At 45.5% G+C, this 25,879-nt stretch carries 26 protein-coding genes; 14 read left to right on the forward strand and 12 right to left on the reverse strand.

Annotated elements, in window-relative coordinates; all coding sequences use genetic code 11:
* The first annotated feature begins 22 nt into the window (after nucleotides 1-22).
* Both LZG94_RS16530 and LZG94_RS16535 read left to right on the forward strand, forming a co-directional pair.
* A complete protein-coding gene (locus LZG94_RS16530) occupies nucleotides 23-1,462 on the forward strand; it encodes a RagB/SusD family nutrient uptake outer membrane protein (protein ID WP_233792932.1) in 1,440 nt (479 codons plus the stop codon).
* A 30-nt stretch (nucleotides 1,463-1,492) separates the two neighbouring features.
* Complete coding sequence (locus LZG94_RS16535; RefSeq protein WP_233792933.1) at nucleotides 1,493-1,918, forward strand: hypothetical protein; 426 nt, start codon at nucleotides 1,493-1,495, stop codon at nucleotides 1,916-1,918.
* Nucleotides 1,919-1,926: 8 nt separating this feature from the next.
* On the opposite strand, the gene LZG94_RS26480 is transcribed toward LZG94_RS16535, so the two are convergent.
* The 5 genes from LZG94_RS26480 to mutY form a co-directional block, all read right to left on the reverse strand.
* Nucleotides 1,927-3,243 (reverse strand): transporter associated domain-containing protein, encoded by a 1,317-nt coding sequence (locus LZG94_RS26480; RefSeq protein WP_233792934.1) that lies wholly within the window; start codon nucleotides 3,241-3,243, stop codon nucleotides 1,927-1,929.
* A 125-nt stretch (nucleotides 3,244-3,368) separates the two neighbouring features.
* Nucleotides 3,369-3,860 (reverse strand): single-stranded DNA-binding protein, encoded by a 492-nt coding sequence (locus tag LZG94_RS16545; protein ID WP_233792935.1) that lies wholly within the window; start codon nucleotides 3,858-3,860, stop codon nucleotides 3,369-3,371.
* Between the two features lie 60 nt (nucleotides 3,861-3,920).
* Nucleotides 3,921-5,126 carry a Gfo/Idh/MocA family protein gene (locus LZG94_RS16550; protein WP_233792936.1) on the reverse strand — a complete coding sequence of 402 codons (1,206 nt, stop codon included), beginning with the start codon at nucleotides 5,124-5,126 and terminating at the stop codon, nucleotides 3,921-3,923.
* Between the two features lie 111 nt (nucleotides 5,127-5,237).
* Nucleotides 5,238-6,098, reverse strand: coding sequence for a phytanoyl-CoA dioxygenase family protein (locus tag LZG94_RS16555; RefSeq protein ID WP_233792937.1), 861 nt, complete (start codon nucleotides 6,096-6,098; stop codon nucleotides 5,238-5,240).
* 18 nt (nucleotides 6,099-6,116) lie between these two features.
* Nucleotides 6,117-7,217 carry an A/G-specific adenine glycosylase gene (gene mutY / locus LZG94_RS16560; RefSeq protein WP_233792938.1) on the reverse strand — a complete coding sequence of 367 codons (1,101 nt, stop codon included), beginning with the start codon at nucleotides 7,215-7,217 and terminating at the stop codon, nucleotides 6,117-6,119.
* Between the two features lie 138 nt (nucleotides 7,218-7,355).
* Between mutY and LZG94_RS16565 the strand changes: the two genes are divergently transcribed.
* The 3 genes from LZG94_RS16565 to LZG94_RS16575 all read left to right on the forward strand — a co-directional run bounded on the left by LZG94_RS16565 (nucleotide 7,356) and on the right by LZG94_RS16575 (nucleotide 10,365).
* On the forward strand, nucleotides 7,356-7,661 hold the full coding sequence (locus LZG94_RS16565; RefSeq protein WP_026631310.1) for an HU family DNA-binding protein: 306 nt from the start codon (nucleotides 7,356-7,358) through the stop codon (nucleotides 7,659-7,661).
* Nucleotides 7,662-7,688: 27 nt separating this feature from the next.
* A complete protein-coding gene (locus LZG94_RS16570; RefSeq protein WP_233792939.1) occupies nucleotides 7,689-8,528 on the forward strand; it encodes a tetratricopeptide repeat protein in 840 nt (279 codons plus the stop codon).
* Nucleotides 8,529-8,802: 274 nt separating this feature from the next.
* Nucleotides 8,803-10,365: an Rne/Rng family ribonuclease gene (locus LZG94_RS16575; RefSeq protein WP_215234135.1), complete on the forward strand. Its 1,563-nt coding sequence runs from the start codon at nucleotides 8,803-8,805 to the stop codon at nucleotides 10,363-10,365.
* 49 nt (nucleotides 10,366-10,414) lie between these two features.
* Here the strand turns inward: LZG94_RS16575 and LZG94_RS16580 are convergent, their stop codons facing one another.
* The 5 genes from LZG94_RS16580 to aat all read right to left on the reverse strand — a co-directional run bounded on the left by LZG94_RS16580 (nucleotide 10,415) and on the right by aat (nucleotide 15,346).
* Nucleotides 10,415-11,236 (reverse strand): enoyl-CoA hydratase/isomerase family protein, encoded by an 822-nt coding sequence (locus LZG94_RS16580; protein WP_233792940.1) that lies wholly within the window; start codon nucleotides 11,234-11,236, stop codon nucleotides 10,415-10,417.
* A gap of 38 nt (nucleotides 11,237-11,274) precedes the next feature.
* On the reverse strand, nucleotides 11,275-12,357 hold the full coding sequence (locus LZG94_RS16585) for a M20 family metallo-hydrolase (protein WP_233793133.1): 1,083 nt from the start codon (nucleotides 12,355-12,357) through the stop codon (nucleotides 11,275-11,277).
* The gene (locus tag LZG94_RS16590) at nucleotides 12,351-13,601 is read right to left on the reverse strand and encodes a glutamate-5-semialdehyde dehydrogenase (protein ID WP_233792941.1); all 1,251 of its coding nucleotides are present in this window, start codon (nucleotides 13,599-13,601) and stop codon (nucleotides 12,351-12,353) included. The genes LZG94_RS16585 and LZG94_RS16590 overlap by 7 nt, the downstream gene beginning before the upstream one ends.
* Entirely contained in the window at nucleotides 13,601-14,632 is a 1,032-nt protein-coding gene (proB, locus tag LZG94_RS16595) for a glutamate 5-kinase (protein WP_233792942.1), read from the reverse strand. Before proB ends, LZG94_RS16590 begins: the two co-directional genes overlap by 1 nt.
* Nucleotides 14,633-14,734: 102 nt before the next feature.
* Entirely contained in the window at nucleotides 14,735-15,346 is a 612-nt protein-coding gene (gene aat / locus LZG94_RS16600) for a leucyl/phenylalanyl-tRNA--protein transferase (protein WP_233792943.1), read from the reverse strand.
* A 328-nt stretch (nucleotides 15,347-15,674) separates the two neighbouring features.
* Here aat and LZG94_RS16605 point away from each other — a divergent pair, with 328 nt between their 5' ends.
* From LZG94_RS16605 to hemH, 9 genes are all read left to right on the forward strand, one after another.
* Nucleotides 15,675-16,400 carry a GNAT family N-acetyltransferase gene (locus LZG94_RS16605; protein ID WP_233792944.1) on the forward strand — a complete coding sequence of 242 codons (726 nt, stop codon included), beginning with the start codon at nucleotides 15,675-15,677 and terminating at the stop codon, nucleotides 16,398-16,400.
* 136 nt (nucleotides 16,401-16,536) lie between these two features.
* Complete coding sequence (locus LZG94_RS16610) at nucleotides 16,537-17,736, forward strand: argininosuccinate synthase (RefSeq protein WP_233792945.1); 1,200 nt, start codon at nucleotides 16,537-16,539, stop codon at nucleotides 17,734-17,736.
* Between the two features lie 61 nt (nucleotides 17,737-17,797).
* Nucleotides 17,798-18,169 carry a four helix bundle protein gene (locus LZG94_RS16615; RefSeq protein ID WP_233792946.1) on the forward strand — a complete coding sequence of 124 codons (372 nt, stop codon included), beginning with the start codon at nucleotides 17,798-17,800 and terminating at the stop codon, nucleotides 18,167-18,169.
* A complete protein-coding gene (gene argC / locus LZG94_RS16620) occupies nucleotides 18,166-19,188 on the forward strand; it encodes an N-acetyl-gamma-glutamyl-phosphate reductase (protein WP_233792947.1) in 1,023 nt (340 codons plus the stop codon). The genes LZG94_RS16615 and argC overlap by 4 nt, the downstream gene beginning before the upstream one ends.
* 70 nt (nucleotides 19,189-19,258) lie before the next feature.
* The gene (locus LZG94_RS16625) at nucleotides 19,259-19,486 is read left to right on the forward strand and encodes a hypothetical protein (RefSeq protein ID WP_233792948.1); all 228 of its coding nucleotides are present in this window, start codon (nucleotides 19,259-19,261) and stop codon (nucleotides 19,484-19,486) included.
* Nucleotides 19,465-19,854 carry a type II toxin-antitoxin system VapC family toxin gene (locus tag LZG94_RS16630; RefSeq protein WP_233792949.1) on the forward strand — a complete coding sequence of 130 codons (390 nt, stop codon included), beginning with the start codon at nucleotides 19,465-19,467 and terminating at the stop codon, nucleotides 19,852-19,854. The genes LZG94_RS16625 and LZG94_RS16630 overlap by 22 nt, the downstream gene beginning before the upstream one ends.
* A gap of 14 nt (nucleotides 19,855-19,868) precedes the next feature.
* The gene (locus tag LZG94_RS16635) at nucleotides 19,869-21,005 is read left to right on the forward strand and encodes an aspartate aminotransferase family protein (RefSeq protein ID WP_233792950.1); all 1,137 of its coding nucleotides are present in this window, start codon (nucleotides 19,869-19,871) and stop codon (nucleotides 21,003-21,005) included.
* 64 nt (nucleotides 21,006-21,069) lie between these two features.
* A complete protein-coding gene (locus LZG94_RS16640) occupies nucleotides 21,070-22,017 on the forward strand; it encodes an N-acetylornithine carbamoyltransferase (protein WP_233792951.1) in 948 nt (315 codons plus the stop codon).
* 82 nt (nucleotides 22,018-22,099) lie between these two features.
* Entirely contained in the window at nucleotides 22,100-23,191 is a 1,092-nt protein-coding gene (hemH, locus tag LZG94_RS16645; RefSeq protein ID WP_233792952.1) for a ferrochelatase, read from the forward strand.
* On the opposite strand, the gene LZG94_RS16650 is transcribed toward hemH, so the two are convergent.
* Entirely contained in the window at nucleotides 23,181-24,329 is a 1,149-nt protein-coding gene (locus tag LZG94_RS16650; protein WP_233792953.1) for a cysteine desulfurase family protein, read from the reverse strand. The genes hemH and LZG94_RS16650 overlap by 11 nt on opposite strands.
* A gap of 28 nt (nucleotides 24,330-24,357) precedes the next feature.
* A complete protein-coding gene (glmM, locus tag LZG94_RS16655) occupies nucleotides 24,358-25,761 on the reverse strand; it encodes a phosphoglucosamine mutase (RefSeq protein WP_215234151.1) in 1,404 nt (467 codons plus the stop codon).
* Between the last annotated feature and the right edge of the window lie 118 nt (nucleotides 25,762-25,879).

The raw sequence follows: 25,879 nt of genomic DNA on the forward strand, positions 1-25,879 counted from the left end.
TACACCCAAGACTTTCAGAACAATGAAAAAAATAACAATACTATCTGCATACATCGCGCTCGCCATGCTCACAAGCTGCGACGATCTGCTTGAAACCACGCCTTACGGACAGGTTACCTCCCAGCAATACTGGCGGAATGGCGACGATGTGATCGCTGCCGTGAATGCAGTTTATGCGCCGTTGCTCGATGAAGACGGTTTTGCGCACACCGAATATACCTTCGACAATTGCTCGGACGATATGAACCGCGCCGGCGATCACTCGGATGAAACTTCGCTCGAAATGTTCACTTTCGACGCTTCCAATTCGCATATTCTGGCTACCTGGAAAACGAAATACGAAGTTATCTCGCGGGCCAATGCGGTTTTGATCAATGCGCCGAAGGTTGAAATGGACGAAACTTTGAAAAACCGCAGCCTGGGTGAAGCCTATTTCCTACGTGGCTTTGTGTATTGGAGACTTTCGCTGATTTACGGCGAAGTACCTATTTTGCTCGAAGAAGATGCACTGGCATTGAATTTCAACAAACCGAAATCCACACTGGCAGAAGTGCGCGCACAAGCTGAATCGGACTTTTTGAAAGCAGCTTCGTTACTTCCCGTGTCGCACGCGGCAACGGAGGCGGGCAGGGTAACACAAGGTTCAGCAAATGGTTTTTTGGCCAAATTATACGTTTACGAAGAACAATGGGCGAAAGCGATCGAAGCGAGCACGAAGGTAACTTCCAATGCCGCCTACAAACTGGCGACCGGATTTAACCAGAATTTCGAGCTGGCTACCGAAAATAATCCTGAGATCCTGTTCTCGCTGCAATACGAAACCGGCTGGACGACAGACAACTCTCCTACTTTTTACCACACGCCGCAGGCTTTCGGCGGCTGGGGATTTCATGAGCCTATTGAGGATCTGGTGAAAGAATTTGAAACCGGCGATACGCGCAAGTCCTCTTCTATTTTCAGTCCGGGCGATAAGGTTGACCGCAATGCGCAGGGCGAAGAGATTTTCGCAAAAAATATGACCCGCGTAACTGGTTATGCATTCAAAAAGTACACGCAGTTCGCTGAAAACGGGGATATGAGCCAAAGTCTGAATGCGCCGTTTTTGAGAACTGCCGATGTATACCTTCTGGCCGCCGAAGCGAAGATCCGGTCCGGTGCAAATGGCGATGCAGAGTTGAATGCAGTCAGAAAACGTGCTGGTTTGGCGGCAGTTACGAATGCGACGATGAAGAACATCATGCACGAAAGGCGCGTGGAACTTGCGGGCGAAAACGAGCGCCACCAGGATCTGATGCGCTGGGACAAAGCAGGTCTGATCGATATTTCGGCACATTACAAGGTCGATCGCGGACCTAGCAAGCCGGCGCGCAACTTCGTCAAACCAAAGCATTACTATTTCCCGCTTCCGCAACGCGAGGTGGATTTGAGTAATGGTACATTGATCCAGAATAGTAATTATTGATATTTTTGATCAAATAAGTCAACCCAGATATTGAAGAAGTCACTTACCATTCTTGCGTTCTCATGGATATTGAGCGGTTGCTCGTCGCACGAAGAGGCTATTGTGGGCTTATGGAGAACTGATTCCATTTCTAATTATGTAAATGGATTCAGTTTTACCAATGATACCAAAGATGCGCATTGGTCCTATTTTGAATATAGAAGGGACGGATCTTTGTTTGAGCGGCGTAAAGGCGAATACAGAAAATCCGCCTATAAACTGATCTCAAAAGATTCGCTTGTTTACCTTGATTCAACAGGAAAAGTGATCAATGGTTATCAGATATTGAATTTAAATGAAAGGAGCCTGGTGCTTAAAAAAGCGCAGGCTCCCTATCTTTCCGGTAAAAATCAGGAATTGTATCAGATCAGGTATTTTTCCAAAGCTTCTCCTAAAAACCTGCCAGCTGAGGAGTAAAAGGCTTTTTAGCCAACCAATACCCTCACTTTCTTAATCCGCTTCTTGTCCGCGGACTGAACTTTAAAGGTCACTTTTCTGTGGGTGGCTACTTCGCCGGTTCTCGGTAACCTTGAAAACAATTCAAGCAACAAACCGGCCAGTGATTCACTATGGCCTCTAACTTCCTCAAAATAATCACTTTCCAGACCAAGTAATCTGCAAAGGTCATTGATCAGCACCTTGGCTTCGAACACGTAGGTATTTTCATCTACCTGGGTGTAGTTAACCTCGTCGTCTTCATCATATTCGTCGTTAATATCCCCGAAAATTTCCTCGATAATATCTTCGAGCGTAATCAGCCCGCTGGTACCGCCATATTCGTCCACCACGATCGCCATATGCACGCGCCGGCTTTGAAAATCCTTCATTAGATCGTCCAGTCGCTTGCTTTCAGGGATAAAGTAAACCGGGCGAATTAACTTTTGCCAGTTGAAATGTTCATCAAGATGGATATGCGGCAGCAGGTCTTTTACATTCAGAATACCTTCCACATGATCCAGATCGTCGCGGAATATAGGAACCCGCGAGTAGCCCGACTTATTGATCTTGTCCATTAACTCGTGGAAATCAAGGTCAATATCGAAGGCGGTGATATGCAAGCGGGCCTGCATTGCTTTTCTTGCGATCGTCTGCCTGAAATTAGCCAGGCCGCGGAGCAGGTCGGTTTCTTCTTCGCTTTCCGCTTTCGCTTCCAGCATTTCTGTCGTGATCTGTGCGCCTTCCGGCGTGAATATGCCGAAGAAGTAACCCATTTTTAAAACGGGCTGGGTGAGCGGCTGACAGATTTTGATCAAAAACCGGGTCAATCCCGAAATGCGGGGAATGATTTCATTTGCACGCCGGGCTGCGTTATAGCGCACGATCGCATCAACCCAGATCCAGAAAGCAAGCAGGGCCAATCCCAGCCAGCGGAAGTTCTCGTTCTGTGGGTTTTCCAAAAAAAACCAGACAAGCCGGACGGCCAGTAACAACGCAAAAAGTGTGATTGCGCGCTGAACAAGCGATAATGCGGTTTGCTGAATGCGGGTTGGAAGTTGATTTTCCTCATCGGGTTTTCGGTCCCAGGGGTTTTCCATTGCGCCGGCAGCGGCATAAGCGGCGCGGATTCCGGAAAGGGATAATGAGAAGAGGAATAGAAAAATTACGAGGATTAAATCGTAGGGAGCTAAGAAATCAACGGGTACAAATGCCCCTGCCAGAACGGATTGCGTACATTTTTGGGGAATTGAAATCCCCGTACGCGTTCGGGCAAGCGGGTCGTCACTGTCTGCGGTCTCCTTCACGGAATATAGTAAATTGTTGATTTAAATTTCAATAAGATAAATGTAGCTATTATGGTTCGAAAAAGGTACTTCCAGCCCAATAATTACACTATCTCTGCTGAACCAACGATTTAATCCCCAATAAATCAAAATGGCAGATCGTCGTCGTCGTTACTGCCCGATGCCAGCGACGGCGGGATCGGATCAGAGGAGCGTGGCGCCTGTGCGGCTCTTGGCTGCTGATTTTGCTGCTGATATCCTCCGCCGCTTTCTCCGCCGGGAGCTGAGCCCGGTGTGGAGCCCGATGGTCCGCCCAGTAACGTCATACTATTTGCGCGAATAGTAACGCCCGTACGCTGCTGGCCTTCTTTGTCCGTCCAGCTGTCGGTACGAATGCGCCCTTCGATATAAACCTGATTTCCTTTTTTGAGATATTTCTCCGCTACTTTGGCAAGTCCTTCCCAAAGTTCGATGCGGTGCCACTCGGTATTGTCCACGCGCTCGCCGCTTTTATTGGTATAGCTTTCAGTAGTAGCGATATTGAATTTCGCAACTGCCGAGCCGCTTTCCAGGTAACGAACCTCCGGGTCACTGCCCAGGTTACCAATCAAAATTACTTTATTAACACTTCCTGCCATGATTCTTAGTTGTGGATTGAATGATGATTTAAAGATAAAAATATAAAAACAAATGCGCCGCTAAATGTCCTGCTCAGTTATCCTGCCGCTGATCTTATCTTTCAAAATCAATTTATTACGCCCGTCGTGGGTTACTTCTTTTTTGATTAAGTAGTAATCTTCATCGTAGGAAACGTAGTTGGAAGGCTTCGTAACTCCTTCTTTCCCCCGCCATACAGGCAGTTCTACTTTCTCCCACAATTTGGTTTTGGCCGATTTATAAGCCGCGTCGATCACTGCATTCACGACATATCCATCATAAAAAGTCTCAGCCGGCTCGGTACCTTTTTCGGCAGAGTTGAACATATCCGTAAACATGTGGTTATAGCCCAGATCATTCACTTCGTCGCCTACCGGAAACAGCCAGCCCGTATTGCTTTCGGCCTTTTCAGCAACATATTCTTCTCCTGAACCCTCGGAGTTCTGGCCGGTTGTGAACATTTCAAAACCTGTTCGCAGAAAATTATTGATCCAAATCGTGCCTTCAGTTCCCATTACTTCGTCGCGCAGATCCATTCCGCCGCGGAAAGTCCAGCTTACCTCAAACTGCCCGATCGCGCCGTTTTCATATTTGACCAATGCAATTGCATGGTCTTCCGCATCGATCGGTTTCACCTGCGTATCTGCCCAGCACATTACTTCCACCGGCCGGATATCCTTTCCGATGAAGTTCCGCGAAATCTCAATGCAGTGACAGCCCAAATCCAGGATACAACCGCCGCCAGCCTGCTCGATATCCCAAAACCACTCACTATGCGGCCCCGGATGCGCCTCGCGCGACTTCGCCCATATAATGCGGCCCAGCGAACCGTTTTTCACACTTTCCAGCGATTTCAGGAATTTTGGGGTATAGCAAAGATCTTCCAGGTAACCTGCAAAAATGCCTGCATCTTCCACAGCTTTCATCATGCGCAAAGCTTCTTCGCCATTTCTGCCCAAGGGTTTAGTGGAAACAACCGCCTTTTTATGTTTGGCGCAAAGCATTACCGCCTGCTCATGGATATTATTCGGCAGTGCAATACATACCATATTCACATCAGGATGTGCGATCACTTCCTCCATATTGGAAGACCAGAAGTCGCAACCGTAATCGGCAGCAAACTTCTTCGCGCTTTCTTCCCGCCGCGCGTAAATGGCCACAACCCTGTCGCGGCCGCGCTGTCCGTGAATAGATTCAGCATAAAACCGCCCAATAAAGCCGGAGCCTAGCATTGCTATTTTTTGCATAACATTGGTCATTAATTGTCATAACTAGTCATTTTTAGTCATTGATTGTAAAAAGGACATTTGACAATAAATGACCACAAATGACAACCCGTGACTATCAATGACAATTTTCTAAATTCCCGTTTTCACCTCCGACTCCCAACCCGTTGTTTTCAAAGCCGGGTCGTCTTCTTTTTTGAGAAAATCGGCATTGCCGAATGAATTGGCTTCCCATTCCAGCAGGGCGCGGTCTGGGACTATGGAGACTGGAATTTTCCAGGATGTGGATGTTTCGGCGTAGGCTATATTCGATTGTGAGTTGTAGCACGAAATGAGCGACCAGCGCGGGTGATCGGACAAATTAGCTTCCGACCTGTGCAAGAGGTTACTATGAAAAAACAAGGCATCGCCCGGCTCGATTTCGCAGTATACCAGCTCCATCGTTTTCAAAGCGTGGTTAACCATTTCCATATCGGCCCCAACCTGCTCGCCGGCAAAACCGTGATTGACGCGGCCCATTTTGTGTGAACCTTTAATAACCTGCAAACAGCCATTTTCTTTGTTTGCCGGTGTTAATGCGATCATCACGCTCATTAGCTGGTCCGGAAAAATGAATTGATTTTTATACCAATACCCGTAATCCTGGTGCCACTCCCACGCGCCTCCTACTTTCGGCTCTTTTTGCATGAGCTTGGTATGGAAATGGCAAACCTGACTTTCCTCGCCCAGCAACTGCCACACGGAATTGACCATTCTCTCGCTTCGTATTAAATAACCAAAAACGTCATCTCCCGGAGTAAACCACAGCGAAAGCTTTGTCTTCTTCCCGGACTGATCATTCAGATCCATTGCATTCTTTTGCATGACCGAATTTTCCAGCGCTGTATTATACAGTTTGGCTATTTCTTCTTCGGAAAAGAGGCCCTTCACTACGACATAACCGTCGCGGTGATAATCCTCAACCTGAGTGGAATTTAAATTAAAACTTGCCATAGCTTTCAGTTTTAAGCGTTACAGGTATTTCTCTTCTTTTAAAAAGGTATCGATCAAAATCGGCTTAGGAAGCGATTCGATCTGTTCCTTTGTGTAAAAAGTCAACCCTGCGGGCAAATCTATTGTGTTGGTTTCCGAAATTTCCAGCCACCAGAAACTGACGTGCAATCGTTGGTGGGTTAATATATGTGTATAAATTTTGGAAGTCATTTTCAGTATGCCGCGTTGCAGCAAATCGGCCGAAGAAATTAAGCTTTGCAGATCGTCGGGATCTTCAATAGGAGCAGGGGATTCCAGCAAATAAAAATCATACAATCCCTGCCAGATATCTTTCGACGGTCGCTCTTTCATCGCCAGCTGACCGTTTAATTCGACTACTATATAATTAAAGAACCTTTGCTTCACCTTCAACTTTTTCACCTTCACAGGCAGCTGGTTCTGCATATTGTGGGCAAAAGCAAAACACATATCTGTAAAAGGACAAATATGACAGGCGGGTGAAACCGGCACACACTGTAATGCGCCAAATTCGATCATCGCTTGATTATAGGTAGCGGGATCATCGGAGGGTACCAGCTGCGCAGCCAACAACGCAAACTCCTTTTTACCGTGATTACTCAGCATATCTGACTGAATACCAAAAATCCGCGACATTACCCGGTACACATTCCCGTCGATAGCAGCGACAGCTTCTCCGAATGAAAATGACGCGATCGCAGCCGCCGTATAATTTCCCAGGCCTTTCAACTTTGAAAGTCCTGCCGCTGTTTCGGGAAACTTGCCGCCGTATTCATTCACAACCTGTCGGGCAGTATAATGCATATTCCGGGCCCTGGAATAATAACCCAAGCCCTGCCAGAGGCGAAGTACGTCACGTTCGTCGGCCGCAGCTAGATCAAAAACGGTGGGATAATTCAGCAAAAATTTCTCGTAATAGGGAGTTCCCTGCGCAACGCGGGTCTGTTGTAATATGATTTCTGACAGCCAGATTTTGTATGGATCGGTGGTCTCCCGCCAAAGAAGCTTTCTATGATTTTTTATATACCAGAATTTTAATTTTTTGTTAAACTCTGCGATCAGCTCTGTATCTGGTATCAATATATTTTCGTCATTAAACACTGTTATTTAATCAATTAGAAAAAAAATGAAAACGCCATCCTTTTAAATTCTGTTAAAATTACCGTACCTTTGTGTTCCCAAAATTCAGAGGAGTAAGTAAATAAATGAAATAATATCCACTTAAAGTAAACAATCAAAGTGACTAAGGCAGACGTAATCGCACAGATTTCTGAAAAAACAGGTGTTGACAAAGGCGACGTTCAGCAAACGCTGGAATCGTTTTTCACCGTGGTAAAGGATTCCCTTTCTGAGGGCGAGAACCTTTATGTTAGAGGGTTTGGTAGTTTTATTAATAAAAAACGTGCGCGTAAAGTTGCCCGCAATATCTCGAAGGGAACTTCAATGATTATTGACGAGCACTTTGTACCTAGCTTCAAACCTGCCAAGGTATTTGTTGAACAGGTTAAGGAAAGTGACAAACTTAAGGCGGTTGCTGAGAAGTAATTTGCCTGCCACTTCGGGTTATAATTTATGAAAAAGTCCATTCTTCTTTCTTGCGTACTTGCAGTTGCACTTGTTGGAACGCTATTCAGCTTACCCAAGGTAGTTGTTAATACAAAGGGTAAGGAAGTGGATCAGGAGCGTAGTCAACCTGCCGCAGCCTCTACCGAAGCTGCACCAGAAGCTGCTACCAAGCACGATGGAGCCGCTTTGACACCCGATCAATTGAAAACGATCGATCGGCTGAGAAGCGGCTTCAATCAGGCAAATGCGGAAGACAAGGCTTCGGCTGGAATTGAGCTTTCGAACAAATTCGCCGAGCTTCAAAAATTTGACAGCGCCGGATTTTACGCTGAAAAGGTTGCAATACTTTCTCCGACTGTTGAAAATATACTCCGCACGGGTGACCGGTATTACGAGGCGTATGGATTTGCAGTTAACGATGAGAAAGCAAAAAACCTCGGCGCTAAAACCCGCGAATACTACGAAAAAGCGCTGAAACTGAACCCCGGCCTGTTGGCAGCAAAAGCCAATATGGCTATGACCTACGTCAACACCGAGAACCCGATGGCGGGTATTCTCATGTTAAGGGAAGTGATAGACACAGATCCTACCAACGAACTCGCACTGTTCAATTTGGGGATCCTGTCAATGAGATCAAATCAATACTCGAAGGCCTCTGACAGGTTCAGGCAGATCCTGACCAATAACCCGGCCAACACCAAGGCGAAGTTTTATCTTGGTCTTACACTGGTGGAGCTGGGCGACAAGGAGCAGGCTCGTAAAGTACTGGCAGAAGTAAAGAAAGAGGAGAAAGATCCGGTGATCCAGCAAGCTATCGGCGAACTGGAAACCCGCCTGAACAATTGACAGACAACTGATTAAAGGAATTAATTTTTATTCATAAACGACATAATTATGCCTTGCGGAAAGAAAAGAAAGAGACATAAGATTTCAACTCATAAGAGAAAGAAAAGACTTAGAAAGAACAGACATAAGAAGAAATAAATAATATGACCGGGTTTTTATAAGACCCGGTCATACTTTCTTCGCTACATTTGCAATACCCCTTATTTCATTTTTATATTCAAAATAAGCGGGCGGTTAAGTATCAACATTATATAGCCACTTGGTTGGTTGAACATTGAGTAACGAATTACTAATCAATTCTACTCAAAAGGGAGAACGTATAGCCCTTTTGCAGGATAAACGTCTTTTAGAATACCACGTCGAAACACCGGATCAAAGCTTTACCGTTGGGGATATTTACCTCGGTACTGTCAGAAAACTGGTAGCAGGCCTCAATGCCGCTTTTGTAGATGTCGGTTTTGAAAAGGATGCGTTCCTGCATTATCTTGATCTGGGTCCTAATATTAATTCTCTTAATAAGCTCACCAAGGAAGTTATTTCCAAGAAAGCGAATTCAGGCAAGCTCAATAATTTCAAGATGGAGCCTGAAATTGAGAAACTTGGTAAAATTGATAAGGTACTTTCCAAAAATCAGCCCATCCTTGTTCAGATCGTTAAGGAGCCTATTTCTACAAAAGGCCCGCGCCTGTCCTGCGACATTTCAATAGCAGGTAGGTATATCGTTCTGGTCCCGTTTTCTAATTCAGTCAATTTATCTAAAAAGATCACTGACAAGCAGGAGAGAAATCGTCTGCAACGTCTGATGTCGTCTATTAAGCCCGCCAACTTCGGTGTTATTATCCGGACAGTAGCAACAGGCAAAGATGTTGACGAACTTAACAGGGATTTACAAGATTGTCTTGACAAATGGGAAAATGGTATCAAAGCACTGCGCGACGCCAAACCCCGCGATCGGATTATCGGCGAAATGAACCGTGCTTCCTCTATTATCCGTGACATGCTGAACGAATCTTTTGACAGCATCACGGTTGATTCCAAGGAAGTTTACGAGGATATTAAAGCCTACATTCACAATATCGCGCCGGATAAAGAGAACATACTCAAGCTTCACAACGGCAAGAATAAGCTTTTTGAACAATTTGGTCTTGAAAAGCAGATCAAGTCACTCTTTGGCAGATCTGTAAGTCTTCCGAACGGAGGCTACCTCATCATCGAGCACACCGAGGCACTTCACGTAATCGACGTCAATAGCGGTAACAAATCCAACTCCGAAGAGGATCAGGAAGCGACTGCATTGAGCGTCAACCTGGAAGCAGCGAAGGAAATAGCCCGCCAATTGCGACTTCGCGATATGGGCGGCATTATCGTCGTCGATTTCATCGACATGAAAAAAGCGGAAAATAAAAGGACGCTTTTTGATGTGATGCGCGACGAAATGAAAGGAGACCGGTCGAAATATACCATTTTGCCACTTTCAAAATTCGGCTTGCTGCAAATTACACGTCAGCGTGTGCGGCCGGAAATGAATATCGTAACCAGGGAAACCTGCCCAACCTGCGGCGGTACCGGTACGATCCAGGCCAGTATCCTGGTTTCAGATGTAATCGCGAACAATCTGGATTACATTCTCACCAAACAAAACGAGCGGGGCATTACGATTTCGCTGCATCCGTTCCTGCATTCCTATTTTACAAAAGGCTTGATGTCTGAGCAGATGAAATGGTTCTTCCACTATAAAACCTGGGTCAAGCTTATCAAGGATAGCTCTCTGGGGGTAGTAGATTTCAAGTTTCACAACCGTTACGGAGAGGAAATTGAGATTGTGCCTGTGAATTAAGAGGGAGCTGTCAGCTTTTAGCTATTGGCTGTTGGGTTTGTAGTCCTAGCTATTTGTTTTTCCAGGCGGGATTTCTCTTTTCTTTGAAAGCCAGTACGCCTTCTTTTGCGTCTTCGCTTTGAAGTAAATGGTCTAATTGAGCTTTCAGAAATGTATGCCGCTCTTTTTCAGGAAGGTTTCTTATTTGCTGAAATGCGGATATTCCCGCTGTAATTGCCAGCGGCGCGTTTCTACAAATCATATCAGCCAGCGCATTTACCTCAAAATTAATATCCTCCACGATTGATGTGACCAATCCGACGTCCAGCACTTCTCTTGCAGAATAGCTGCGCCCGGTAATCGCCATTTCCAGCGCTTTTCTGTCAGATGCTACCTTAGACAGCGACGCCATCACCTGCATGGGCCAGATGCCCCTTTTTACTTCCGGCAAACTGAAATTGGCATTCGGAGTACTGATCACGAGATTGCAGCCGCAGATAATCAGGAAACCACCGGCTAATACCGGACCTTCCACTTTTGCAATACTGGGTTTTAGTAATGCATCAAATGCATCTCCCAGTCGGGCTTCTTCTCGTATTTTCGGTAGTGTTTCGTTTTGTTTATCTGCGGAGCTGTCGTGAAAGGCATTGAGATCGGCACCGGCACAGAAAACTGGGCCGGCCGCCTGGACGATCACACATCTGACTTCCGAATTATAGTGCGCATAAGCGATCGCATAAATGATCTCCTCGGCCATCGTCGGCGTGAATGCGTTCCGCTTTTCAGGCCGGTTCAGGGTAATGGTAAAAATATGTCCGGTCAATGTAGTTTGAATATACATAAACCGGACAGTATCGAAAGCCTGAATATCTTCTTTGGAGTAGAATTGCATTGCCGAGCTGGTTATTTTCACCTGGCAATGATAGCAAATTATCGGCTCACAACGCCTTCCAGCATTTGAATGTATTGCGTAATGCCCTCTTCAATTTCGTGCAGGTAGATAAATTCGTCGGCGCTGTGTGACCTTGCGGAATGCCCGGGGCCCATTTTAAGCGAGGGACAATCGAGTAATGCCTGGTCCGAAGTTGTAGGGGAACCGTAAGTGTTGCGTCCCAGTTTCAAACCTTCCAATACAATAGGATGATCAACCGGAATACTCGACGGACGCAGCCTGATCGATCTTGGGACTACCTCAGACTGAATGTTCTGCTGGATTTCAGTGATAATTTCTTCCAAAGTATATTGATCGGTAACCCGCACATCGACCGTAAACACACAACTATCCGGCACGACATTATGCTGCGTTCCCGCATTGATAATGGTCACCGACATTTTAATAGGCCCCAGTGAAGGCGATACTTTCGGAAACTGATACCCGCTAATCCATTCAATATCTTTCAGCGCCCTGTAAATTGCATTATCACCCTCCTCTCTCGCCGCGTGCCCCGACTTTCCTTTTGCTGTACAAACGAGTACTAGCAGCCCTTTTTCGGCCACCGCCAAATGCATTTCCGTTGGTTCGCCTACGATTGCGAATGCAATATCGGGAAGTAGAGGAGCCACAATTTCCAGCCCTTCTTTCCCTGAAATTTCCTCCTCGGCAGTTGTCGCAATAATAATATTGTATTTCAAATCCTGCCGATCATAGAAGTAGCAGAAGGTCGCGATGAGGGAAACCAGGCAACCGCCGGCATCATTACTTCCCAATCCAAAAAGCTTTCCGTCTTCCTCAATCGCCTTAAACGGATCAAGCGTCCACGACTTGTTTGGCTTGACAGTATCGTGATGCGAATTCAGAAGAATAGTAGGCTTTGCTTCATCGAAATGTAGGTTTTTGGCCCAGATATTATTTTTCAGGCGCTCAAATGGAATGTTCTTTTTGTTAAAAAAATCTTCCAGGAGCTGCGCAGTATTCGTCTCTTCTTTACTAAATGAGGGCGTTTCGATCAGGCTTTTCAGCAATTCGATCGCTTCGCTGCTCAGCACTTGTATTTGTTCCACTGAATTTACCATCTTACTTGTCCGTCCCCTTTCACGATCCATTTTTCTGTCACCAGCTTTTCCAATGCAAATGGGCCTCGGGCGTGTAATTTTTGTGTAGATATACCTATTTCTGCTCCCAAAGCAAATACGCCACCGTCAGTAAAGCGGGTCGATGCATTTGCGTAAACCGCAGCCGCGTCCACTTCATTTAAAAACCGATTGATCGCAGCTTCATCTTTCGAAATTATAGCTTCTGAGTGCCTGGATGAATGTTCTCGGATATGCTCCAGTGCTTCATTAAGTCCATTTACCACTTTTACCGAACATTTATAGTCGAGAAATTCCCTTCCGAAATCCTCCTGGGTCGCATGTTGCAGTAATGGGTACCCTACTTCAGCAAAAATGGGATAAGAAATTTCATCAGCGAAAACTTCGACATTCCATTGGATGAATTCTTCTTTTAGTTTGGGTAAAAATTCTTTTGCAACTTCCTGGTCCACCAGAATCGTATCCAGCGAATTGCAAACCGACGGCCGCGATACCTTCGCATTTACTACAATTGCAGCCGCTTTTTCAAGATCACCTGTTTTATCCACATAAGTGTGACAAACTCCCGCGCCGGTTTCTATAGTAGGTACCAACGAATTTTCACGAACGAACTTAATCAGACCTTCTGAGCCTCTGGGGATAATAATATCGACGTACTTGGTAGCAGTCAGCAATTCGCTCACAAACTTCCTGTCCGTTGGCAGCAACATTACAGCCGCCGTCGGTATGCCAAATTCGGCCAGACTTTCATGTATCAGTCCTACCAGAAATGCATTAGAATAGTGGGCTTCCTTGCCCCCTTTCAGCACGCAGGCATTTCCCGAACGCAAACACAGCGCCGCTACGTCCAGTGTCACATTCGGCCGCGATTCATATATCACACCCACAACACCAAGCGGAACTGCGATTTTTTGCAAAGAAAGCCCCTGCTCGATCGTCCGCTCCAACAACACATCCCCAGCCGGATCTGGCAATGCTGCCACATCACGAAGACTTTGTGCAAGTCCCTGAATGCGTTTTTCGTTGAGCAAAAGCCGGTCCTTCTTAGGATCCGCATCGTCCATTACATCCAGATCCTTCTTATTTTCAGCGATGATCCGGGCATTATTTTCAAGTACTCTCGCCGCCAGATCTTCCAGCATTTCAGATTTGCGCGCATCTTCCAGGTTACGGATTTGCGTCGCTGCTTTCTGAGTTTCTTGTAATAAAGGTAAAATCGAGTCCATTAGAGCAATACGATATCGTTAGCGTGAGCCACTTCAAAATTCATTGTTTTCAGGTTCTGGCGAATCGCGGTAGAGGTTTCTCTGGCGCGCGCCACGGCGATCATTTCTTCGGCCGCCGAGTATATTTCAATGATTTCGCCAGACTCAAAATCACCTGTAACTTCGGTTACCCCCACAGCCAGCAGACTTTTCCTTTTCGAAAGTGCTTTCGATGCACCTTCATCGATCTGCAACCGTCCCGAAACAAGTCCTCCGCTTCCAAGCCACCTGTTCCGTGCTGAAAGTGTGCTTTTTCCAGGTGTGATTAAAGTTCCAGCGTCTCCATTCAAAGCCCGCAGCAATTCATTCTTTGCATTCATTCCAAAAATAACCACCCTGATCGCCATACGCGCGGCCAGTTTTGCAAAAGTCAGCTTGGAGGCCATTCCGCCTAATCCCAGGAACGATTTGTCTGTTTTAACAAATTTAAAAACCTCGTTCACATTCGATACGTTTCGCAATATCTGCCCCTCTTCATCTAGTAACCCACCCACGGAAGTGCAGAACATCAGCGATTCGGCACCGAAACCAACTGCCAGTAACGTAGCCAGTTCGTCGTTATCGGAAAATTTGAGCTCCCGGTCGCTGACCACGTCATTTTCATTTACAATTGGGATAATATCGTTTTCCCAGAGTTCTTCGAACGTTTCTTTGAGTTGCAGGAACTTGTCACGGTTTGCAAAATGCTGTCTTTCACAGAGACTTTGCGCTATAAATATATGTTTGGGCGCAAAATAGCTGGCATACAAACCCACCAGCAGCGGGTTACCAACCGAGGCGGCCGCCTTCCGCTGCGTCATCGTTCCTTTATAGTTCCGGATATAAGCTTTCCCTGCTCCTACTGCGCCGGAGGAAACGATGATTATGCGGTACCGAGCGTGGATTTCGGAAACCTGCCTGGCTATTTCTGAGATTTTACCATTGTCCGGCTCTCCCGAAGGCAGCGTAATCGACGCGGTTCCAAATTTGATGACAAGAATGGGTTTCGACACTTCTGGATTCAAAAAGCAGCATTCACTTGGGCGAAGCAATGCCTGGTAGTAGATTTTGAGCTAAAATTAAATCATTTCCAATGAAATGGCGCATTTACTTTGCTATACGATGCCGACAAAGGGAGTTCCGTCAAATCGTACCTTCACTTTTAAAGCATTGCTGAGAAGGTTCAGGTATTCGTCCCGCGGAATTTCAATAGCCCCGTAACGAAGTACGTTATCATTGATAAACTGTGTATCCAGCAATGCAAAGCCATTTAGTTTCAATATCTGGATTAAATAATGGAAAGCCACCTTGGATGCATTGCTCTCGATGGTAAACATGGATTCGCCAAAAAATACGCCATTGATCGAAACCCCGTAAAGTCCGCCCACAAGCTGATTTTCCCGGTAAGCTTCCACGCTGTGGGCATATCCATATCTATGCAATTCTGTGTAGCTGGCAATAATATCTTCCGAAATCCACGTGCCGCTTTCCTTTGCCCGGGGGCCGGAACAACCTCTCATTACACCCTCAAAATCCGTATTTACACGAATTTCAAAATGATTTCTGTTTAAAACCGGCCGGAGCGACTTGGAAGGTTTATAGTTTTCAAATGGGATAATAGCCCTGGGATTGGGAGAATACCAGTAAATTGTTCCGTCCGGCTCGGCCATAGGAAATATTCCATTGATATAACCGTTTAGAATATCATCCGGATTTAAAGCTGACATGAGGTGGGTTTAAGTGTGTTTGAGATAAAACTTTTATCGAAACCGAACCATAAAAATATATCTTCTGTTTCTTTGGAGTGATAATTTTTTTTTCAAAATTTGCACCCTATTAGACTCCATTGACAGTCAAATGAATAGCAACGGCACATATACTGTTCTTCATACTACGCCTTTTCGATTCAGGTCCCCCCGGACCGCATAATTCTATTTTACCTACGTGGTAAATCTTTTATACCCCCCATTTTTTTTCTTATAGTTCAAAACGTCCCATCGTTTTTAATCTGGGTATATTAATTATTGTTTCGAATTTTTGTCAGAATCGCCATCAATGAAAAATACCGAAGTAGTGGGCAGTAAGTTTATAGTACAGGCTGCCAATGAAAATCACCTCAGTTTTGCCGAAACTATTTGTGCAGAAATGGAGGAAAGCGCCAAAAAGCGTGGTACCGGTATAGCCAAACGTTCTCCGGTGTACATCATGGAAAAAATGGTGGAGGGTAAGGCGATCATCGCGACTACCGATACAGGCGAATGGGTTGGTTTTTGTTATATAGAAACCTGGGAGCACGGAAAGTTCGTGGCCAACTCAGGATTGATCGTACATCCTGATTTTCGTAACAGCGGAATGGCGAAAGCGATCAAGCAAAAAGCATTTGAATTATCCCGCAAAAAATATCCTGACGCGAAAATAATCGGTATTACGACCAGTTTGCCGGTGATGAAGATCAATTCGGACCTGGGTTATGAACCAGTTACATTCAGCGAATTACCTGCCGATGATGCATTCTGGAAAGGTTGCGCGAGTTGCGTTAACTATGATGTACTGACGCGTACCGGCAGAAAACACTGTCTGTGTACCGGAATGATGTACGATCCTGTCGAAAAAGAGCCCGTTGCGGTGAAAGCCGGCAATGTGGTTGAAGAAAAACACTCCTGGGATTTCCTGAAAGAATCTGGTCTTTACGAGCGCTGGATGCGCATTAAGCAACGCATTTTGTTGCGAAGGGAAGAACGCGCTAAAAAGAAAAACGCCGGGGCATTGCTTGTACATTAGTGTACGGCATTCATTTACAGATTTTATATATCTCTTAAATACCTCGCCCGGCCGCCGTCACAAGCCCGAAGCGAGGTATTTTTTTGTTTACTTTGTACCTTCTATTTAAGAATCCAGTCAGAACAAGTTCAATATAATGTCACAGCCAAAAGTAGTACTAGCATTCAGTGGAGGATTAGATACCTCTTTTTGCGTAAAATATTTAGCCGAAGACAAAGGTTATGAAGTCCATTCAGTCTTGGTGGATACAGGCGGATTTTCAGATGAAGAACTCAAAACCATTGAGGCAAATGCCTATTCGCTGGGTGTGAAAAAGCACGCGACAATTTCAAAGACGAGTGAATATTACAATGATTGCATTAAGTATCTCATTTTCGGAAACATCCTTAAAAACAACACTTACCCGCTTTCAGTGAGTGCGGAACGCGTTTTTCAGGCGGTAGCAGTGGCTGAATATGCCAAGGAAATCGGTGCCAGCGCAATTGCACATGGAAGTACCGGCGCAGGAAATGACCAGGTTCGCTTTGATATGGCATTCCGAATTATCATTCCGGAAGCAGAAATCATCACGCCGATCCGCGACCTGAAACTGTCCCGCGAGGCTGAAATTGAATACCTAACTAAAAAAGGAGTTGGCCGCGAGTGGGCAAAAGCTGCATATAGCATTAATAAAGGGCTGTGGGGAACTTCCGTAGGCGGTAAAGAGACCTTGACCTCTGAACAATACTTGCCGGAATCGGCCTGGCCGACGCAGATTTCCAAGACAGAACCTGAAAGAATTACACTTGAATTTGTTGAAGGTGAGTTGAAAGGAGTTGCGGGAGAAAGCTTTGAAAATTCAGTAGCAGCAATTCAAAAGCTGGCAGCGATCGCGCAGCCTTTTGGTATTGGCAGAGATATCCACGTGGGTGATACAATTATAGGAATCAAAGGCCGCGTTGGTTTTGAAGCCGCTGCACCATTGATCATTATCAAAGCCCACCATACTTTGGAAAAACACGTGCTGAGCGAGCAGCAGCTTTACTGGAAAGAGCAACTTTCGAACTGGTACGGAAGCCTGTTGCACAAAGGACAGTTTGTTGAACCCGTAATGCGGAATATCGAAACTTTCTTGGCCGATACCCAAACACACGTAACCGGCAAAGTGCATGTTTACCTGGCTCCATACCGTTTTCATGTAGAAGGTATTGAATCTCCATTTGATCTGATGTCATCAAAATTCGGCAGCTACGGGGAAATGAACAATGCCTGGACCGGCGACGATGTACGCGGATTTTCAAAAGTAGCTTCGAACCAGGTGATGATTTATCAGAAGGTTAGTGAGTCGGCGGAGTAGTTTTAAAGTTTATGAGTTAAGAGTTTATGAGTTCTTAGTTTAAAGTTTGTGAGTGATATATATGCAGAACTATCAGGATCTTAAAGTTTGGCAAAAGGCGCATCGTTTGGTTTTGGATATATACAAAATCACTGATGGATTTCCTAAAACTGAAACCTTCGGACTCGTCTCACAAATAAGAAGATCAGGAGTTTCTGTTGCTGCAAATTTGGCTGAGGGCTGCGGTAAGATTAAGACGCCCGATATTGCCAACTATTTTCAGATTTCGCTCGGATCATTGCACGAAACTGAATACTATATACTCTTATCAAAAGACTTGGAATACATAACTTCTCAAACCTTTGATGAGAGGAACAACGACTTGAAAGAAATTAAGGCTATGCTGATCTCTTTAATCAAAACGGTAAGAGCATCGAGAAATACAATATCATGAATCAAAACACTCATAAACTCATAAACTCAGAACTTATAAACTCAGTAAACGTCGGAATAATAGGAGCGGCGGGTTACACGGGCGGGGAACTGATAAGAATTCTGATCAACCATCCAAGTGTAACTATCGCTTTCGCACATAGTAAAAGTCAGGCCGGAAAGCCGGTGCATGCTACGCACACGGATTTACTTGGCGATACCGACCTGGTATTTTCCGGAGACGATACGCAGGAATTGTTAAATCAACCGGGACTGAATGCCATTTTTCTTTGCTCCGGTCACGGCGAATCGAAGAAATTCCTGGCAGCGCACTCTCTTCCGGAAACAGTAAAAGTGATCGATCTGAGTACCGACTTTCGTGACGAGACAGAAGGATTTGTTTATGGTTTACCGGAACTTCAAAGAGGCGCGATAATAGGTGCGAACAAAGTCGCAAATCCCGGCTGTTTCGCGACAAGCATTGAACTGGCTATTCTGCCGCTTGCTAATGCTGGTTTGATTAAAGACGATATTCACGTTAGTGCCGTTACCGGCAGTACAGGAGCTGGGCAGGCTTTGAGTGCGACGACACATTTTAGTTGGAGAAATAACAATCTCTCCATCTATAAAGCATTCACGCACCAGCATTTGACCGAAATAAAAATGAGCCTGGGCAAATTGCAGACTGGTTTTGACAAAGCAGTGAACTTTGTTCCCTACCGGGGAGACGTTACCAGGGGGATTATGGCGAATGTATATACACCTTTCGAAGGAACTCTGGAAGAAGCGAAAAGCATTTACAAAAGCTTTTACGAATCTCATCCATTCACACACGTCAGCGATGTGCCGATAGATTTGAAACAAGTCATAAATACCAACAAATGTCTGCTGCACCTGGAAGTGCATGACGGACAACTGCTGATTTCGAGCATTATCGACAACCTTACCAAAGGCGCATCGGGACAGGCAGTACAGAATATGAATATCGCATTCAGGTTACCCGAAGACGCAGGTTTGAGGCTGAAAGCACCGGCTTTTTGATGTAGTGCCGTATTTTTAATGTAGTGCCGTATTTTTGATAATAATTTGATCACTATTACTTTGATAGGTTATGGAAGATCTGCTTGAAACATTTCAACAACTGAGTGAACCGCAGAGAAGGCAATTACTTGCCTATGCCGACACACTTTTGATCCAGCAAAAAGCACGGAAGTCCGAAGGCGATCTTGTGAAATGGAAGGAAAAAATTGAAAGCGTTTCAACTTGGAGCGAAAGTGATATTGCAGTTTTGGAAGAGGGCTCAAAAAACATTAATAATTGGAAAATCCCGGAATGGTAATTGATACTGGCATATTTATAGAATTTCTTCGGAAACCAGATAAATCCAAAACCGTATTGAAGTCACTGCCAAATGATGCTGCTTTATTTGTTTCCGCCGTCACCGTGTACGAATTGATGATGGGAGCGACAGGCCAGGAGAAGAAAAATGATATTCACATTCTTCTTGATGGAATTCCTGTACTTCCATTTACGGAGGAAGTTTCAATAAATGCAGCTGAAATATATCATGATCTGCGAAGGCGGAATCTGATGATGGAATTTCGGGACATATTCATTGCAGCGTCTGCAATCACATTTCATTTGCCAGTTAAAACACTAAATCTTGGGCATTTCCAAAGAATCCAAAATCTGGAACTTGCTTCTTAAATATCAATATAAAAATGTCAAATTTATTTGATGTATATCCCCTATACGATATAGAGCCTGTAAAGGCTGAGGGGAGCTATTTGTGGGATACAAATGGCACAAAATACCTCGATCTTTACGGCGGACACGCGGTGATTTCTATTGGGCACTGCCACCCGTATTATGTGGATATGCTCAGCAAACAGCTTCACGCTATTAACTTTTACTCCAATTCTGTGAAGATTTCTTTGCAGGAAGAACTGGCAGAAAAATTGGGCGAACTTTCAGGATATCCCGACTACAAATTATTCCTCGTCAACTCCGGTGCGGAAGCTAATGAAAATGCATTGAAACTGGCATCCTTTCACACCGGCCGTTCCAAAGTCGTGGCTTTTACAAAAGCATTTCACGGACGTACTGCGGGAGCCGTCGCGGCGACAGACAATCCGTCGATCGTTGCGCCGGTAAATTATAAGGAACACGTTACATTCCTGCCATTTAACGACATTGAAGCACTTGAAAACGGTATTACCGACGAGGTTTGTGCCGTGATCGTGGAGGGAATTCAGGGTGTGGGTGGAATTCAGGTGAGCAGCGATGCGTTTCTTCAGGCACTTCGCAAAAGATGCGACGAAACGGGCGCTGTGCTCATTTTGGATAGTGTACAATGCGGTTACGGTCGCACCGGCAAGTTCTTTTCACACCAGTTCAGCGGCATTCACCCGGACCTGATGACAATGGCAAAAGGAATGGGAAATGGGTTCCCGATCGGCGGCGTGCTGATCTCACCAAAATTCAAGGCGAGCTATGGTTTGCTGGGAACCACATTTGGTGGAAATCACATGGCGTGTGCAGCCGGAATAGCTGTGTTGGATGTAATGAAAGATGAAAACCTGTTAGATAATGCTGCCGATATCGGCGATTACCTGATGAAAGGGATTGAAGAAGTAGGTGGTTATAAAGAGTTGAGAGGACGTGGTTTGATGATCGGAATCGAATATGATTTTCCTGTAAAAGACCTGCGCAACAAGCTGCTTTTTGAACACAAAATGTTTACCGGAGTTGCCGGTGCCAATACGATCAGACTACTGCCTTCCCTTGCATTGCGCAAAGAAGAAGCAGATATGTTTCTGGAAGCTCTGAAAAAAGAAGTAGCTGTCGCGAGCATTTGACGTAAATTCACCATAAAGTTGGCCCCGGCCGCACAAACTTAAATCTGCCTGAATACTAAACTGAATGAACCACTTCCTTTCCATTAACGACGTCACCGATCTCAATCAACTGATTAGCAGCGGAATTGCTGCAAAGCGTAATCCTTTTGGAGATATTGAATTAGGTAAAAACAAAACAATAGGGTTGTTATTCTTTAATTCAAGCCTTAGGACAAGGATTAGTACGCAGAAAGCTGCACAAAATCTCGGCATGAATGTGATCACCATGAATGTAGGGCAGGACGGCTGGGGACTGGAAATGGAGGAAGGCGTGATCATGAATGGCGACAAAGCGGAGCACGTGAAGGAAGCGGCGGCTGTGATCGGTAGCTATTGTGATGTGATCGGTATCCGCTCTTTTGCCGGGCTACAAGATAGGGAAAAGGATTATGCTGAGATCGTTTTCAGGCAGTTTCAAAAATATGCCGAAGTACCTATCGTGAACCTCGAATCGGCGACGCGCCACCCTTTACAATCACTCGCGGACTGTATTACAATAGAGGAATTTAAGATAAAACAGCGGCCAAAAGTTGTGTTGACCTGGTTGCCGCATTTCAAGGCATTGCCGCAGGCCGTGGCCAATTCGTTCTGTGAATGGATGAACCCGATGGACGTGGAGCTGGTGATTACCCACCCGGAAGGTTACGATCTGGCGCCGGAATTTGTAGGAAAAGGCCAGGTGATTTATGACCAGAACAAAGCGTTGGAAGGCGCAGATTTCGTTTATGGAAAAAACTGGTCGTCGTACGAAACTTACGGACAGGTACTTACTGACGATCCTTCGTGGATGATCAATGAAACCAAAATGGCGCTCACGGATAATGGTAAGTTTATGCATTGTCTGCCGCTCCGCCGGAATATGAAAGTAGCCGACGAAGTGCTCGACGGCCCGCGGTCGCTTGTGATCGAGCAGGCTGCCAACCGTGAATGGTCAGCGCAGGCAGCATTGAAAGAGATCCTGCTTGGATTGTAATTTGAAATGTATTAAGGCGAACTTTTAAAACTCCGGAAACAGTTGTTAAGTAGTACATCCGGATTTTGACCCAATACCAATAATGAATACTGATACCCTGGCGCAGCCCGCTACTTCAACAACCGAAAAATCAATTAAAAAGACCGGCGTTCTGATCGTGAACCTCGGAACTCCCGATAGTCCGTCGGTGCCCGATGTACGCAAGTATCTGCGTGAGTTTTTGATGGACGAAAGGGTCATTGATATCCCTTATCTGAATCGCTGGTTCTTGATCAATCTGATCATCGCGCCTTTTCGGGCACCTAAGTCGGCCAAAGTGTACAAAGAGCTCTGGCGGCCCGACGGATCTCCCCTTAAAATTTACGGCTATTCGGTAAAAGAAAAATTACAAAAGGCGCTGGGCGACGAATATGTGGTTGAACTTGCGATGCGTTATCAAAGCCCAAGTATTGAAGGTGCATTAAAAGAATTGCGCAAAGAATGCTTTTCGGAGATCATTGTAGTGCCGTTCTTCCCGCAATATGCCTCAGCTTCAACAGGTTCTGTATACAAAGAAGTAATGCGCGTGGTGCAGGATTGGGAAGTTTTACCCGAAATCCGGTTTGTAAACCGCTTCCTGGATCATCCCAAGTTCATCCAGGGTTTTGCGGATCTGGCAAAGAAATACATGGCCCAGCGTAAATATGATCATTTCGTATTCAGCTACCACGGCTTACCCGAGCGCCAGATCACGAAAGGCGATGTTACAGGAAGTTTCTGCCAGTTTGGTGCCTGCTGCAACCAGCTTGATCACCGCAACCAGCATTGCTACCGCGCCCAGTGTTTTGAAACTACCAGATTATTGGTAAAAGCACTTGATTTACAGGAAGGAACATATACTACTTGCTTCCAGTCGAGATTAGGGAAAACACCTTGGATCAAGCCTTATACGGATGAAGTGATCCCAGAACTGACCAAAAAGGGAGTTAAGAATGTACTCGCATTCTCGCCTTCGTTCGTGGCAGATTGCCTTGAAACAACGATTGAAGTTGGCGAAGAATATAAAGAACTATTTGAGAAGGAAGGCGGCCAGCACTGGCAGCTTGTAGAGAGTCTCAACGACAGCGATATCTGGATTGAGACCCTCGAAGATCTGATTACCGGTAGGCCAAAACCTGCGGAGATCAGAGCGTAACAGGTTCTTTTTTATAGAGATCGGCGAGTGTATTTACTGCGTAGTCGATCTCTGCTTCTGTATTATATTTCCCGAAAGAAAAGCGGACATTGGCCCGGTCAGCGTCGATTTTAAGTTCATTCAGCACGTGAGAACCGATTTCCGTCCCGCTTGAACACGCACTGCCACCAGAAACTGCGATTCCAGCAATATCAAGGTTAAACAAGAGCATATCACTCATATCCGAAGGCGGCAAACACACACTTAATACCGTGTAAAGACTGTTTCCCAGATCAGCAGAATTGCCATTGAACGTAACGCCGTCGATCTTGCTTCTCAGGCTTTCGATCATTCTCGATTTCAAACCTTCAATATGCGTTCTGTGCGCGTTCATATCCCGGTAAGCGATTTCCAGCGCTTTTGCCAGGCCTACAATTCCGTAGATGTTTTCAGTACCGCCGCGCATATTACGCTCCTGCGCGCCGCCGTGCACAAAAGGTGCGATTTTAATGCCCGGGCGCACATATAAGAACCCAACTCCTTTCGGACCATTGAACTTATGCGCCGCGCCGACGATAAAATTGGTTTTCAGCTTTTGCAGATCGTGCGGGAAATGGCCCATTGTTTGAACCGTATCACTGTGAAAAACAGCGTCGTACTTTTGACAAATATCCCCTGCAACTTCCAGATCGAGCAAATTCCCGATCTCGTTATTTCCGTGCATTAATGAAACCAGCGAGCGGCTATTGGTGGCCAACAGGTTTTCAAGATGTTCCAGATCTACCTCTCCCTTTTCATTGAGATTTACATAACTCAGCTTGATCACACCCGTTTTTTGCAGGTGTTCCAATGTATGTAAAACGGCGTGGTGCTCGATGCGTGACGTGATCGCATGCTTCAATCCCAGCGTTTCGATGCTTCCGCGGATCGCCGTATTGTCAGCTTCGGTACCTCCTGATGTGAAGAAAATCTCGGCCGGAGCTGCATTCAGGATACCTGCTATACTTTTCCTGGCGCGCTCTATCGCCGAGCGGACAGCGCGTCCGTAGGCATGAATGGAAGATGGATTTCCGAATTGTTCGGTCATTAAAGGAAGCATTACTTCCAAAACTTCCGGATCAAGTTGTGTGGTAGCGGCGTTGTCCAGGTATGCTTTCATATTCGTACTTTTAATTGCTATTCCTGAATCAGTTTTTAGGCTCTGAGATAATTTCCTTAATGTCGGAAATGATCTTATTTGCCAGATTCATAGCAGTAGTATGCGTTTCGGATTCTGAATAAATCCGGATGATCGGCTCGGTATTGGATTTTCTTAAATGAACCCATTCTTTGTTGAATTCGATCCTTACACCGTCGGTTGTATTGAGAGGCTGTTTTGAATACCGGCTTTGAATGCGACTTAATATATTGTCGACATCAATATCTGCCGTCAGCTCTATTTTGTTTTTTGAAATGTAATAGTTCGGATAAGATCTCCGCATCACAGAAGCTGTTTTCCCAAACTTGGCTAAATGCGTGAGAAACAATGCGATACCAACCAATGCATCGCGACCGTAGTGGCTTTCAGGATAAATAACCCCGCCATTTCCTTCTCCGCCGATCACTGCATTATTGGCTTTCATCATATTCACCACATTCACTTCTCCCACCGCAGATGCGAAGTAAGAAGCGCCTGCTTTTACAGTTACATCACGCAATGCAGCAGTTGAAGATAAGTTGGAAACTGTATTGCCGGGTGTGTTTTTCAGGACAAAATCAGCCACTGCAACCAGTGTATATTCCTCACCAAACGGAGTTCCGTCCTCACAAATCAATGCAAGCCGATCCACGTCCGGATCCACTACGATACCCAGGTTGTAAGATCCGTTATCAAGCTCCTTGCTTATTTCCCGAAGATGCTCAGGGAGTGGCTCGGGGTTGTGGGCAAAGTTACCTGTCGGTTCGCAATTGAGTTTTTTGATGTTTTTTGGATCAACACCAAGTGCTTCCAAAAGCATTGGTACCACAATCCCGCCGGTGGAGTTAACCGCGTCGACAACGATTTTGAAATTAGCATTCGCAATCACTTCCTTGTCAACAAGCGCGAGAGAAAGTACGTGATCAATATGTTTTTGAAGATAAGAATCGTCTGCAGTATAACTGCCCAGTTTCTTTACATCTACAAAAACGAAATCTTCCTGATCAGCTATTCTCAGAACTTCCTCACCGTCAGCCTCTGAGATGAACTCGCCCAGGTGGTTCAGCAGCTTCAACGCATTCCACTGGATCGGATTGTGGCTTGCAGTAAGGATCACCCCACCGCCTGCACCTTCGGCAGTTACGGCTATTTCAACAGTAGGAGTTGTGGAAAGACCAAGGTCGATCACATTGAGACCAACACCCTGTAAAGTACCAGCAACGAGCCGGCTGACCATTTCACCGGAAAGCCTTGCATCTCTGCCTATAATCACTTTTGAATTCTGTGGATTCGAGCGCCTCAACCATGTTCCGTATGCAGCTGCAAACTTTACCACATCGATCGGAGTCAGTGCTTCCCCGGACTTTCCACCCACAATACCTCTGATTCCGGAGATAGATTTAATTAACGTCACGTTCTGGTGTATCTCTTTTGTTTGGTGCAAAAATACTAAATTTCCCTCTCAGGACTTAGCTTTTTCTACAACTAATACGCTCATCTACCTTTCGGCACGCTGTAAGGGTCTTTTCGGT

Source organism: Dyadobacter sp. CY343, from assembly GCF_021390335.1.
GTDB lineage: Bacteria > Bacteroidota > Bacteroidia > Cytophagales > Spirosomataceae > Dyadobacter.